Raw genomic sequence first — 12,952 nt, 5'->3', positions numbered from 1 at the left:
CGGTTCGGCTTATCGTCGTCCGAGATAATCCTTCTTCACGAGCTCGACGCCTGCGTGCCGTAACAGGTCGTAGGCGGTCGTGACGTGAAAGAAGAACTGCGGAACGCTGAAGGTCAGCAGCAGCGTCCGCCCGGTGAAGGGCAACTCGGTCCCGTTCTTCAGCCTGAAGAAGACATTCCGCTCCGCCGCAGCATTGATCTCTGCGCGCGGCAGGCTTTCGATGAACTCGATTGACGTCGCGATGCGGGCCTGGAGCCCGGCCATGTCGTGCTCCAGCACCGGCAGCGCCACCGGCTCGCGGTCGGCGAGCAAGGCCGCGGCGACCGTGGCGTGGCGACAGGCCTCGCCGATCTGTTGCGCCAGATCGTACATGTCGGGCGCCATGCGCATGCCGAGCAGGACGGCCGGGTTGAACTTCCGGGCCTCGGCATAGGCAACGCCCTTGTCGAGCAATGCGGAGAGGTTGCGCAGATACGGCACGAAGAGTCCGACCGAGGCGTCATACATTGAGATCGTCACTTCAAAATTCCCTTCAATTCCGCCTCGCCAGAGACGGGCATCTGGTCTAAATCCAGGCCTCAAGACAGGCCTCGAGAGCTGCACAATGACAGCTTGGACATGGGTGGAAAAGAGATGATCGTTCGAATGACCATTCGAATTCTGGCGACTTTGGCCGTGGTCCTGCTGGCAAACCTTTCGGCCCACGCACAGCAGACGGCGCCGTCCCGCCTCGACGAGATAGTCAAGCGCGGCACTTTGCGCGTCGGCATGACCGGCGACTACAAGCCCTTCACCTATCTCGACAAGACGACGCAGCAATTCAGTGGCTTCGATGTCGACATGGCGGAGGCACTCGGCAAGGCGCTCGGCGTCAAGGTCGAATTCGTGCCGACGGCCTGGCCGAAGCTGATGAAGGATTTCGAGGCCGATCAGTTCGACATCGCCATGGGCGGCGTCTCGGTCACGCTCGACCGGCAGAAGAAGGGCTTCTTCTCCACGCCGATCATGCGCGAGGGCAAGACGCCGATCGCGCGCTGTGCCGATGTCGGCAAATACCAGAGCATCACCGACATCGACAAGAAGGGCACCCGCGTGATCGTCAATCCCGGCGGCACCAACGAGCGCTTCGCGCGTGCCAACATCAAGGACGCCGACATCACCGTCTTCCCGGACAATACCGTGATCTTCGACGAGATCGCCAAGGGCAATGCCGACCTGATGATGACCGACGCCTCGGAGACGCGCTACCAGCAGAAGCAGCATCAAGGCGTGCTCTGCGCGGTGCATCCCGACAAGCCGTTCGATTTTTCCGAGAAGGCCTATTGGCTCCAGCGCGACATGGCGCTGAAGGCCTTCGTCGATCAATGGCTGCATATTTCGATGCAGGACGGCAGCTACAAGAAGATCTACGCCGCCTGGTTCGATTAGGGCCGCGTCCTCCTGTCGCTTGTGCCGGCCAAACTTTGGACCGGCTCCGGTGTTATTGAACCCGAAACGCAGAAGCCACGACTCATACGGTGACAGTGATCTAGATCACTTTTTGCGATCGAACCGGGGCGTAAGCGTCGGTGCGGGGACCACCTGTTTCAGGAGATGCGAAATGAGGAAGCTGTTGGCCACGGCCGCATTCCTTTTGGCGAGCACCGCTGCGCAGGCGCAGTACACCTTCGACTATGGCGGGCGCACCATCCGCATTGATCCCGACCGCGGCACGGTGCAAATCCCCGGCGTCTACGACAACACCGGCCAGGGCAAGGCGAAGAAAGCCAAGAACGATGCCAAGGGGGCTCCCAAAGCGGACCCGCAGGCACCGCAACAGGCCAAGGCTGATCCGCAGCCGCCTGCCGATCCGGCGCCGGCCCCAACACCTGTCACGGCGCCGCCGGCGGCCGAGCAGGCCCCTGTCCAAGCTCCCGTCCAAGCCCCCGTGGCCGTGGCGCCTCCTGCCCCGCCAGCGCCTCCGGCCACCACGGCTAACAAGGCTCCGGCCGAAGAGGCGCTTGTGCCGCCGCCTCAGCCGACCCCAAGTGCTGCCCCGACGGTGGCAGTCGCGCCGCCGGCGCCATCTCCGCCTCCCGTCCCGGCGCCTGCTCCCGTTCAGTCGGCCGCCGTCGCGCCGCCGGCTCCCGCAACCGCGGCCACGCGCGACCTCAATTCACCGCTCGGCGTCTGGCTCACCGAGGAGAAGGAAGGCAAGGTCCGCATCGAGCAATGCGGCAGCAATCTCTGCGGCTACTCGGTCGATTCGAAATCGAACCAGAATGGCGAGCAGGTTCTGATCAACATGAAGCCCGGCAAGGACCAGAACAAGGACCCAAAATGGTCCGGCCGGATCCTCGATCCGAACTCCGGCTCGACCTACGATTCAACCATCGCGCTGAAGGGCACCGATCGCCTGCGCGTGCAGGGCTGCGCCTTCGGCGGCATGTTCTGCGGCGGCCAGACCTGGACGCGGGTGAACTGACTTCCCGCGACACTCTGACCGAGACAAAGGGCCCGCAATGCGGGCCCTTTTGCTTTTGCCCCTCGTTTTCGGGGATGTGCGCGACATCACAGAGCCCGTCGCGCGCGTGACAGCCCTCACATCGCCGGTTCCGCGTCCGTGACACGATCCCCGCATGATCAACCCTAGGGGCGTGTCATGAACGGATTTCGCAAGTCTCTCTTCGCCACAATCATAGTCATCGCGTTGCCGGCCGCGCAGGCCAGCGCCAGCACATTCGACGGCGCATGGAATGTCCGCATCTCGTCATCGAGCGAGACCTGCGGCAACGGCTCGACCGTCGCCATCGGCATCAACAACGGTCAGATCGCCTCGAGCAGCGCAATGGTGACGGCGTCGGGCCGCGTCGCGGATGCCGGCAGCATCAATGTCACCTTGAGCACCGGCATCAAGCGCGCCGTCGGCTTCGGCCGCCTCAGCGGCACCTCCGGCTCCGGCACGTGGCGCGGCAGCATGTGCACGGGAACGTGGACCGCCGAGCGGATGTAAGGTGTCGTGCCCCGGACAAGCAGCGACGAGAAGCGTTGCTGCGCAGAGCCGGGACTCAGCAGTCCTGATGCCGTCAAAAGTTTTGGGCCCCGGATCGGCGACGCATCGCCGCGGGGCGATGCGTCTTGTCCGGGGCACGAGAGCTAGCCCAACGCGGCCCCATACTCCGCGTCGCTCACCGGCTCCAGCCACGTCGAATAGACGCCGTCGAGCGCTTCTTGCATGGCGATATGGCACATGCCGTTGGTCGGCGATCCGCCGTGCCAGTGCACCTCACCCGGCGGAATCCAGACGGTGTCGCCGGGACGGATCTCCCTGACGGGCCCGCCTTTGGTCTGAACGCGGCCGACACCGGAGATGACGTAGAGGGTCTGCCCGAGCGGATGATGATGCCAGTTGGTGCGTGCGCCAGGCTCGAACGAGACACGCGAGCAGTTCAGCCGTGCCGGCGCGGGCGCCATGATCACCGGGTCCTGCCAGACGGTGCCGGTGAAATTTTCCTTGGGCGCGCGGCGGGTCAGCCGCGTGCCTGCAACAGTGATCTCCATTGGGATTACCTCGCTTCTTTCCCGATTACTTCTTGCTTGCTGCGTAGCGCGCCTTGGTCTCGGCGTTCATGGGATAGAGGCCCGGGAGCACCGCGCCATTGTTCACCTCGTTGACGATCCAGGCTTCCATCCGCTCCTGCTCGACACCCTCGTTGAGCACTTGTTCGAGCATCGCCTGCGGGATCAGCACGCAGCCGTCCTGGTCGGCAACAACGATGTCGTTCGGGAACACCGCAACGCCGCCGCAGCCGATCGGCTCGCCCCAGCCGACGAAGGTCAGACCGGCGACTGACGGCGGCGCGGCATAGCCGTCGCACCAGACCGGCAGGTTGGTGCCGAGCACGCCCTCGACGTCACGCACGACACCGTCGGTGACGAGTGCGGTGACGCCGCGCTTCATCATGCGCGCGCATAGGATGTCGCCAAAGATGCCGGCGTCGGTGATGCCCATGGCGTCGACCACGGCGATGCAGCCCTCCGGCATTGCCTCGATCGCGGTGCGGGTCGAGATCGGCGACGACCATGACTCCGGCGTCGCCAGATCCTCCCGCGCCGGCACGAAGCGCAGCGTGAAGGCCGGTCCCACCAGGCGCGGCAGACCCGGACGCAGCGGACGCGCGCCGCGCATCCAGATGTTGCGCAGGCCCTTCTTCAGCAGGACCGTGGTGATGGTGGCAGTGGTGATGCCGGCGAGGGTCTTGCGGGCTTCGGGGGACAGCGACATGGAAACAGACGAGCTCCGGATGGGCGGGAAAGAACGCGCGCATCTTGCGGGGTGCGGGCCTTGCGTCAAGGGCCAATAGGATACCAATCATGCAGGGCCGCAGCGCAGTTATGCGTCGCGATAACAAGGGTTTATCGCCTCCCCCTGCATTAATTTATTGGACTTGCGGGCGCATTTACGCGAAGCAGGGACAAGCGGAGCTCAAGGCCGAGCCCGCGTATCTCCAGAAGCCCGATTTCGACAGCCCATGTCCGCGACGCTTCCCCCGCCCCGCCTGCTGCCCAGTGGCGACAGCGCCGTCACGGTCGAGTTCAGCCGTACCATCGACGACGACGCCAACCAGCGCGTGCTGGCGCTCGACAAGGCGCTCGCAGCGAGTCCGATCGATGGCATCACCGAGTCCGTGCCGACCTATCGCTCGCTGCTGGTGCATTACGATCCCGGCAAGATCGGCTTTGATGAACTTGGCGAAAAGCTGCTCGCGCTCGCCAGCCAGCCGCTGCCGCCGGCCACCAAGGCCCGCCGATGGCGAATTCCCGTCGCCTATGGCGGCGAGCACGGCATCGACCTCGAGGACGTCGCGAAGGCGCTGAACACCACACCCGACGACATCGTCGCGCGCCACGTCGCCGGCGACTACAAGGTTGCCATGATCGGCTTCACGCCGGGCTGGTCCTATCTCAGCGGCCTCGACAAATCCCTGCAGATGTCGCGGCGGCAGAATCCACGGCTGCTGACGCCTGCCGGCACGATCTCGATCGGCGGCATCCAGGCCGGAATCCAGTGCCTGGCGGCCCCGAGCGGCTGGCACCTGCTCGGCCGCACGCCGGTGCGGACCTATCAGCTCCACCGCAATCCGACCTTCCTCACCGAACCCGGCGATCGCGTGACGTTTTTCGCGATCGACCACAAGACATTCGAGGAACAGGACCGCGCTGCCGAGGCCGGCGAGATCATTGCCGAGCAGGTGGTGGCATGAGCCGGCTCGTGATCGCCAGCATCGGGCCGGCAAGCTCGGTCCAGGACGGCGGACGCCATGGCGCGCAACGCTATGGCCTGACGGTCAGCGGAGCGATGGACCGCCTGTCGCTCGCGGCGGCGAACACGCTTGTCGGCAACGAACCGTTCGCAGCCGCTGTCGAGGTCGGCCCGTTCGGCGCCGCGTTCACCGCGCGCGACGGTGCCGTGCGCGTTGCGATCTCAGGCGCGCCGCGCAATGCGGACATCGCCGGCAGTCCGGTCGCCACGGACACATCGGTGACGCTGAAAGACGGCGAGACGCTGACGCTGGGTTTTGCTCGCGGCGGTGCGTTCACCTATCTGGCGATCGAAGGCGGGATCAAGGGCGAGCCGGTGTTCGGCAGTCTCGCAGTCAACGCCCGTGCCGGTCTCGGCAGCCCCTACCCGCGCCCGCTGCAGGCCGACGACGAATTCAGCGTCGATGCCGCAAGCGGTGCACCGGAACAGCGCATCGAACTGCCGAAGCCGTCGAGCGGTCCGATCCGCGTCCTGCTGGGTCCGCAGGACGACGAGTTCGACGACGCCAACAAGGCGCTGTTCCTCGACAGCGAGTGGAAGATCTCGGCGACCTCCGATCGCATGGGCTACCGGCTGGAAGGTCCCGCGATCAAGCATCTGCACGGCCACAACATCGTCTCCGACGGCACGGTCAACGGCAGCATCCAGGTGCCCGGCAACGGCGCGCCGATCGCGCTGATGATGGATCGCGGCACCTCCGGCGGCTACCCGAAGATCGCGACCGTGATCACGGCCGACGTCGGCCGTCTCGCGCAGACCTCAGCGGGAACGGCGTTCCGCTTCAAGGCGGTCAGCATGGCCGAGGCGCAGGACGAGGCGAAGAAATTTGCGCAGCTGATCCGCAACCTGCCCGATCGCCTGCGTTCTGCCGACACCGTGGCGCTCAACATCGAAGCGCTCAGCGATGCCAACGTCGCGGGCTATGCTGTCAGTGCCGTCGACGCCGGGACCTGGCAGGTCGCGGCCGAGCCGTAAACGACAAGACGACCAGAGACGGAGAGCAACCCATGAAGACGATCGATCTGAATTGCGATCTCGGCGAAGGTTTTGGCGCTTGGGAGATGGGCAATGATGCCGCCATGATCGAGCTGGCGAGCTCGGTCAACGTCGCCTGCGGCTTCCACGCGGGCGACCCCGACATCATGCGCCGAACGGTCGAGCTGGCGAAGGCGCGCGGCGTCTCGGTCGGCGCGCATCCTGGCTATCGCGACCTGCACGGCTTCGGCCGCCATCCGATCGCGGGCCTGAAGGCCTCCGAGATCGAGAACCTCGTCGCCTACCAGATCGGCGCGCTGCAGGCGATCGCGACCGCGGCCGGCCACAAGGTAACGCATGTGAAGGCGCATGGCGCGCTCTCCAACGTCGCCTGCGAGGACGACATGACGGCGAAGGCGATCGCCGCCGGCATCAAGGCGGTCGACCCGAGCCTGATTTTCGTCGTGCTCGCCAATTCCAAGCTGGTGAAGGCCGGCGAAGCCGCCAATCTGCCGATGGTGCACGAGGTGTTCGCCGACCGCGCCTATGAGGACGACGGCAATCTCGTCTCGCGCAAGAAGCCCGGTGCAGTGCTGCATGACGCCAAGGCCATCGCCGACCGCGTGGTGCGCATGGTGCAGGACGGCGCGGTGGTCTCGGTCACCGGCAAGGTCATCAAGATGCGCACCGACACGGTCTGCATCCACGGCGATACGCCGGGCGCCGTCGACATCGCGCGCGGTCTGCGGCAGGCTTTGAAGGATGCAGGGATCGAGGTCGCGCCGTTCAAGCGCGGAGCGTGATCAGAACGGGTGTACCGACAGCGTGCCGAACACGATCGCGGCGATGACGGCGAAGGCGCTGTACATTGCGGCATGATGCACGCTCGCACCGGTCCGCCGCGAGAGCGAGCGGGCGTAGAAGTGCAGCCTGGCTTCCGCCGATAGTTCGCGCATGGTCGATCTCCAACGCCCCATTCGGACGATTATGAAGGATCAACCGGGGTGGCGGGCAAGAGACCGGCGGAAATAGCGATGCGGGTTCTCTGAAAACCCCGCATCGCAGGAGCAAATTCTCCTCGCCCGCCACTTCCGAGAATCTTATTCGCTCAAATCCGAGCCAGTTGGAACCGGCTCGGATGACCGTAGGATGACAACTAGTAGACGTCAGCCTGGAAGCGGCCCGTCTTCTTGAGTTCTGCGACAAAACTGACGGCTTCGTCGGTCGAACGCGCCCCGAATTGGGCGACGATATCGACCAGTGCACGCTCGACGTCCTTGGCCATGCGTTTGGCATCGCCGCAGATGTAGAAATGCGCCCCCTCGGCGAGCCACGTCCACACCTCGCGGCCGACCTCGCGCATGCGGTCCTGCACATAGAACTTCTTCTCGCCGTCGCGCGACCAGGCCAGCGACATACGCGTGAGCAGGCCCGAGGTCTTCATCGCGTTGAGCTCCTCCTGGTAGAAGAAGTCGCAATCGCTGCGCTGATGGCCGAAGAACAGCCAGTTCTTGCCAGGCGCACCGGTCGCCTTGCGGTCGAACAGGAAGGCGCGGAACGGCGCAATGCCGGTGCCGGGGCCGATCATGATGATCGGCGTCTTCGGATCCTGCGGCAGGCCGAAATTGTGCGCCTTCTGCACATAGACCTTGAGCTTCTCGCCCTCAGCGATGCGCTCGCCGAGGAAGGTCGAGGCAACGCCGATGCGCTTGCGTTTGCCGATCACGTAGCGCACGGAATCGACCGTCAGCGACAGCTTTCCAGGCGTCGCATTGTGCGAGGACGAGATCGAATAGAGCCGCGGCTGCAGCGGCTCGAGCGCCTCCACGAAGGCTTCGGGATGCGGCCGCGTGCCCGAGAACTTCTGCAGCGCCGCCATGACGTCGAGCGTTGCGGCATCGCCATCGGGATCCTCGCCCTGTGCCAGCGCCCGCGCCTTCTCGCGCTGCGCGCCGCCGGTGATGAAGGAGAGCAGTTCGAATAGCGTGTCGGGCGCCGGCGACAACGAGACGTCGTCGATCAGCACCTCGCGCAGCGTCTTGCCGTTGACCTTCGTGGTGTGGGAGGCACCGAGCAACGCGATGACCTGGTCGACGAGGCCGAGCTCGTTCCGCGCGAACACGCCAAAACTGTCACCGACGACGTAGTCGAGTTTGCTCTCGGAGAGATCGAACTCGACGTGATAGGTTTCCTTCTCGGACTTTCCCTTGTTGAGAAGACGGCGCGACAGGAAGGTCGCCGCAACGGGGTTGTCCCGCGAGCGGCCGGGCTCGGCGATCGTCACGGTCACGGCGGGGGCCGCCACCGCGTCTTGCTTGTCAGCCGGCTTTGCCGCCGGCGCCTTGTCCAGCTCTTCGTGCAACGACTTCAGCATCCGTGCGGTTTCCTTGCCACCGGGGACGCAGAGGTTGAGGCGCGCTTCACTGCGGCTCGCGATCGCCTCCGAATAGTCGTGGCAATTGTAGCCGCACTGCCCGCAATCCTGCTGCGCCATCGCCGCCATCATCTTGCGCCGCACGGGACGGCCTTCGGCGAGCTTCATCCGATCGGCGATCGGCATGGTCTGGTCGTGCCACGGCGCTTCACCGTCGTCACCGTCACCAGCCTGCATGACCGCGGCGCCCTGCTCCGCCGACAGCGGCGTGGCCGCCTCAGGCGACAGCAGCCCGGCAAAGAAGCCGTTCAGCCAGGAGCGTTGCGCGTCGGAGAACGGGGCGCTCGTGGGAATAATGTCGAGTTTGGGTGGAGGGCTAATCTGGTTCATGAGGACACCTCGGCATCGGCAAGCTTGCGCAGCGTCTCGCCGTCGTGGCGGCGCGCAAAGGACAGGAAGGTTTCGTCAGGAGACGAGCGATGGGCGATATAGGCCTTGAGCAGCCCTTCGACCGTCTTCGGCGCGTCCTCGGCCTTGAGGTCGTGATAGACCTCCTGACCGACGTCGGCGTCAGGACCGAACCCGCCGCCGGTGAAGAGATGATAGCCCTCCACCGTGTCCTCCTCGTTGACAGGCACGCGCGCCCCGATCAGACCGATGTCGCTGATGTAGTGCTGGGCACAGGAATGGTGGCAGCCGGTGACGTGGATGTTGACCGGCTTGTCCATCTCGACGCGCGGCTCGCACCATTCGCCGATCTCGGCGGCGTGACGCTTGGTGTTGGAGGCGGCAAAGCGGCAACCGGCATTGCCGGTGCAGGCGATCAGGCCGGCGCGGATGTGCGAGGCCTCGGCCGCGAGCCCGATCTGCTTGATCGCCGCAACGGCAAGCTCGACATTCTCGTCACGCACCCCTGATATCAGCAGGTTCTGCCAGACGGTCAGACGGATCTCGCCGTCACCGAGGTCCAGCGCCACCTTGGCGAGACCCCGCATCTGATCGCAGCTGATCTTGCCGAGCGTCAGCGACACGCCGATCCAGTTCAAGCCGTCCTGCTTCTGCTTGTGCACGCCGATATGCGCCATGCGGTCCGCGGCCGGCCGCGGCGCAAACGCCTCTTCCGTCACGCGCGTGAACGGCGTCTTCAGCCGCTCTTCGACCAGCTTGAGAAAGCCGTCATGGCCCATGGCGTCGAGCACGTATTTCAACCGCGCCTTGTTGCGGTTGGTGCGGTCGCCGTGCTCGATGAAGACGCGCACGATGGCGTCGGCAACGGCGGTAGCGTCTTCAGGCTTGACGACGATGCCGGAATATTTCGCAAAGTCCTTGTGGCCGGTGATGCCGCCGAGGCCGAGGCGGAACCAGATCCCGGGTTCGACGCCGAACCCATCCTTCACCTCATACGCCGTGAAGGCGATGTCGTTGGTCTCCTCGAGCACCGCGATCTTGCCGGCGCCGTCGAAGGCGACGTTGAACTTGCGCGGCAAGCCATACAACGAGCGATCGTTCAGGATGTGGTAGTGCCACTCGCGCGCATAAGGCCGCGTGTCGATCAGCTCCTGCGGATCGATGCCCGCCGTCGGCGTTCCCGTCACGTTGCGGATGTTGTCGGCGCCGGAGCCGCGCGAGCACAGGCCGAGATCCTGTATGCCCTCGATCAGCTTCACGGCGTTCTTCGGCGGGATCTCGCGAAGCTGGAGATTGGCACGCGTCGTGACGTGGCTGTAGGGCCCGCAGGTTTCATCGGCGAGGTCGGCAAGGCCGGACAGTTGCCAGTGCTTCATGATGCCGTTCGGAATGCGCAGACGGCACATGTAGGAGTCCTGCGTCGGCGCGACGTAGAAGATGCCGTAATAGCGCCAGCGGAAATTATCCGCCGGGCTCGGCGGCGTATTGTCGAGCGCCTGCTGGCGGAGACGCGGATAGGCATCGAAGGGATGCTCGTCGCGCTTGACCTTCTCCTGGTCGGCGAGCTTCTTGCCCGCGGCGATCACCTTGTCCTGCGCCTTGATGTGCACGGCATCGGGACCGGTCGGCTCGGCGTTCGCCTTGCCGGCGCCGCCGCCGAGACCGCGACCGACCCGGCTGATCTGCAGACCGGTCGTGAAGCCTTCAAGGTAGCGTTTCTGGTCGTCGGTAAAGTCGACTGAGACGGTGTCGAGTTTCATGGTCAGTAACGAAGCTCCTGCGGCCACCTGAGTGGTTTCGACGGAAAGTGCACGACCCACGAGGAGCTCGGCTGGCTCGAGAGCCGGCTGTGCACCCAGCGGTCCGATCAGCTTCGTTGCTGGGGACTGGCGCAGCAGGCATCTGTGACAGGCTGGCCGCACTGCAACATTCAAGTTGCGTGCCAGCTTCGATGAAATGAAAATGTGTGAGGTATCAGGTAATTAAGAGCGCGCCGGGGAACTCTGGGCTCCGGAACTCTTATGAAATTCGAGCAGTCGGCCTAAAATTTAGACTCGGATCTCCAGCGCTCAAAAACGATGCAGACCCGAATCACACCTTCCAGCGGCCCACCTCGAAGGCCTCGAGATGCCCCCGAATATTGGCGGGATCGAAGGCGGGGCCGGCGAATGCGCCGAATGCCGCGGGGGCTTGGGCGGGCGGCCGGCGCCCGAGGGCGCCGTCGTAGAGATCGGGCCTGAACACGGCCATCGCCGTCTTGACGCCGTCGGGCGTCAGCGTCGTCTGCCCCCAGCGCACCATCTGCGCATAGAGCCAGGCGGCCTGGACCGGATCGGGGCGCCCTGCTTCCTCGCGTCCCACCAGGAGGTAGCTGCCGCTCTCGCGAAAGGTGCCGTCCGGCGAAATCTTGAGGCGCCCCGTGAGGGTGCGCTGGATGACTTCGGCATCGACGCCGATCCGCTCCGGCTGCGCCAGGATCTGCGCCGCTTCGGTCCGGTTTTCGGGATGCTCGATGAACTCGGCGGCTTTCACCGCCGCGCGCACCAGGCTGGCTACCACGTCGGGATTCTTGTCAGCCCAGACCTGGCGGAGCGCCAGCACCTTCTCGGCCGCATGGGCCAGGATGTCGGAGACGAAATGCAGGATGTGGCCGATCCCGAGATCGACCGCGATCGAATTCCAGGGCGCACCGACGCAGAACGCATCGACATGCCCATTGGCAAGACTGTCGACCATATAGGGCGGCGGCAGCACGACCAGCCGCACGTCCTCGTCGGGATCGACGCCGGCCGCCGCCATCCAGAACCGCAATTGATAATTGTGGGTCGAGAACGGGAAGGTCATGCCGAAGGTCAACGGATCGGCCCCAGCCTTGCGCCGCTTGGTGACCACGCGCGCCAACGCTTTTGCCGTGGCGAGCGGATCGAAGCGGTCGCCGTCGATCTCCTCCATCAGCGCGGTATGAAGCGCCGGCGAGACCGTGATCGCGTTGCCGTTGATGCCGAGATTGAAGGGCGCCGCGATCGGCACCTTGACGTGGCCGAGCCCGAGCGAGGACGCAATCGCGACGGGAGCGAGCAGATGCGCGGCGTCGAACAAGCCGATATTGAGCTTGTCGCGGACGTTGGACCAGGAGACCTCGCGGACCAGTTCGACCTCGAGCCCTTCAGCCGCGGCAAATCCCTTGTCGACGGCAACGATCAGCGCTGCGGCATCGACCAGCGGAATGAACCCGATGCGGAGGGGAGCGGTCATTTCAGCATCTCCGACGCGGTGATGATCGACTGGGCGATCTCGCCGATTTTCTTCTTCTCGCGCATCGCAGTGGAGCGCAGCAGCACATAGGCCTCGTCCTCGGTGAGGCCTTTCACCTTCATCAGGATGCCCTTGGCCTTCTCGATGACCTTGCGATCCTCGAGCTGCGACTTGGTACGCTCCAGTTCCTCCTGGAGTTTTGCGAAGGCATTGAAGCGCGACACGCAGAGGTCGAGGATCGGCTTGATGCGCTCCTTCCTCAGCCCGTCGACGATATAGGCGGAGACCCCCGCCTCGACCGAGGCCTGGATCGAGGATGAATCGCTCTGGTCGACGAACATCGCGATCGGCCGCTTCACGGCGCGGCTGACCTGGAACATCGCTTCCAGCACGTCGCGGCTGGGGTTTTCCAGATCGATCAGGATGATGTCGGGATCGACCGCATAAATCCGGGCGAGCAGGCTCTGCATCTCGCGGATATGGACGATCTGCGTAAATCCGGCCTCCCGCAACCCTTCTTCGAGGATCGCAGCCCGGATCGGGCTTTCGTCGACGATCACGATTTTGGGCGACTGTTCGGCGCTCATTGCTCACTCACCACCAGTGATTCATCCATAGCATGCCCGCGAGCCATGCAA

At 64.8% G+C, this 12,952-nt stretch carries 14 protein-coding genes; 6 read left to right on the top strand and 8 right to left on the bottom strand.

Annotated elements, in window-relative coordinates; genetic code table 11:
• Window positions 1-9: 9 nt before the first annotated feature.
• The gene (locus tag AC0L3B_RS23115; RefSeq protein WP_018457906.1) at window positions 10-507 is read right to left on the bottom strand and encodes a DUF1993 domain-containing protein; all 498 of its coding nucleotides are present in this window, start codon (window positions 505-507) and stop codon (window positions 10-12) included.
• A 138-nt stretch (window positions 508-645) separates the two neighbouring features.
• Here AC0L3B_RS23115 and AC0L3B_RS23110 point away from each other — a divergent pair, with 138 nt between their 5' ends.
• The 3 genes from AC0L3B_RS23110 to AC0L3B_RS23100 all read left to right on the top strand — a co-directional run bounded on the left by AC0L3B_RS23110 (window position 646) and on the right by AC0L3B_RS23100 (window position 2,992).
• Window positions 646-1,428, top strand: a complete 783-nt coding sequence (locus tag AC0L3B_RS23110; protein WP_018457907.1) for a transporter substrate-binding domain-containing protein — start codon at window positions 646-648, stop codon at window positions 1,426-1,428.
• 172 nt (window positions 1,429-1,600) lie between these two features.
• Window positions 1,601-2,464 (top strand): DUF2147 domain-containing protein, encoded by an 864-nt coding sequence (locus AC0L3B_RS23105; RefSeq protein ID WP_204511250.1) that lies wholly within the window; start codon window positions 1,601-1,603, stop codon window positions 2,462-2,464.
• 177 nt (window positions 2,465-2,641) lie between these two features.
• Window positions 2,642-2,992, top strand: coding sequence for a hypothetical protein (locus AC0L3B_RS23100; protein ID WP_473381104.1), 351 nt, complete (start codon window positions 2,642-2,644; stop codon window positions 2,990-2,992).
• A 143-nt stretch (window positions 2,993-3,135) separates the two neighbouring features.
• On the opposite strand, the gene AC0L3B_RS23095 is transcribed toward AC0L3B_RS23100, so the two are convergent.
• A complete protein-coding gene (locus tag AC0L3B_RS23095; protein WP_018457909.1) occupies window positions 3,136-3,540 on the bottom strand; it encodes a (R)-mandelonitrile lyase in 405 nt (134 codons plus the stop codon).
• A 25-nt stretch (window positions 3,541-3,565) separates the two neighbouring features.
• A complete protein-coding gene (locus AC0L3B_RS23090) occupies window positions 3,566-4,264 on the bottom strand; it encodes a ribonuclease activity regulator RraA (protein WP_018457910.1) in 699 nt (232 codons plus the stop codon).
• Between the two features lie 247 nt (window positions 4,265-4,511).
• Between AC0L3B_RS23090 and pxpB the strand changes: the two genes are divergently transcribed.
• From pxpB to AC0L3B_RS23075, 3 genes are read left to right on the top strand one after another with little or no spacing between them, the layout of a single operon-like run.
• Window positions 4,512-5,243 (top strand): 5-oxoprolinase subunit PxpB, encoded by a 732-nt coding sequence (pxpB, locus tag AC0L3B_RS23085; RefSeq protein WP_085353084.1) that lies wholly within the window; start codon window positions 4,512-4,514, stop codon window positions 5,241-5,243.
• Window positions 5,240-6,277: a 5-oxoprolinase subunit C family protein gene (locus AC0L3B_RS23080; RefSeq protein ID WP_018457912.1), complete on the top strand. Its 1,038-nt coding sequence runs from the start codon at window positions 5,240-5,242 to the stop codon at window positions 6,275-6,277. Before pxpB ends, AC0L3B_RS23080 begins: the two co-directional genes overlap by 4 nt.
• Before the next feature lie 32 nt (window positions 6,278-6,309).
• Window positions 6,310-7,080: a LamB/YcsF family protein gene (locus AC0L3B_RS23075; protein WP_018457913.1), complete on the top strand. Its 771-nt coding sequence runs from the start codon at window positions 6,310-6,312 to the stop codon at window positions 7,078-7,080.
• On the opposite strand, the gene AC0L3B_RS23070 is transcribed toward AC0L3B_RS23075, so the two are convergent.
• The 5 genes from AC0L3B_RS23070 to AC0L3B_RS23050 all read right to left on the bottom strand — a co-directional run bounded on the left by AC0L3B_RS23070 (window position 7,081) and on the right by AC0L3B_RS23050 (window position 12,901).
• Entirely contained in the window at window positions 7,081-7,233 is a 153-nt protein-coding gene (locus tag AC0L3B_RS23070) for a hypothetical protein (RefSeq protein ID WP_007590908.1), read from the bottom strand.
• Window positions 7,234-7,433: 200 nt separating this feature from the next.
• Window positions 7,434-9,041, bottom strand: coding sequence for a sulfite reductase subunit alpha (locus tag AC0L3B_RS23065; protein ID WP_018457914.1), 1,608 nt, complete (start codon window positions 9,039-9,041; stop codon window positions 7,434-7,436).
• Complete coding sequence (locus AC0L3B_RS23060) at window positions 9,038-10,819, bottom strand: NirA family protein (RefSeq protein ID WP_018457915.1); 1,782 nt, start codon at window positions 10,817-10,819, stop codon at window positions 9,038-9,040. The genes AC0L3B_RS23065 and AC0L3B_RS23060 overlap by 4 nt, the downstream gene beginning before the upstream one ends.
• A gap of 331 nt (window positions 10,820-11,150) precedes the next feature.
• Entirely contained in the window at window positions 11,151-12,314 is a 1,164-nt protein-coding gene (locus tag AC0L3B_RS23055) for a CmpA/NrtA family ABC transporter substrate-binding protein (protein WP_018457916.1), read from the bottom strand.
• Window positions 12,311-12,901 carry an ANTAR domain-containing response regulator gene (locus AC0L3B_RS23050; RefSeq protein WP_007590901.1) on the bottom strand — a complete coding sequence of 197 codons (591 nt, stop codon included), beginning with the start codon at window positions 12,899-12,901 and terminating at the stop codon, window positions 12,311-12,313. Before AC0L3B_RS23050 ends, AC0L3B_RS23055 begins: the two co-directional genes overlap by 4 nt.
• Window positions 12,902-12,952: the final 51 nt, after the last annotated feature.

It is taken from the genome of Bradyrhizobium sp. Kon56, assembly GCF_055807635.1.
The sequence above is the reverse complement of the archived record's forward strand: the minus strand, read 5'-3'. Positions and strand labels throughout refer to the sequence as shown.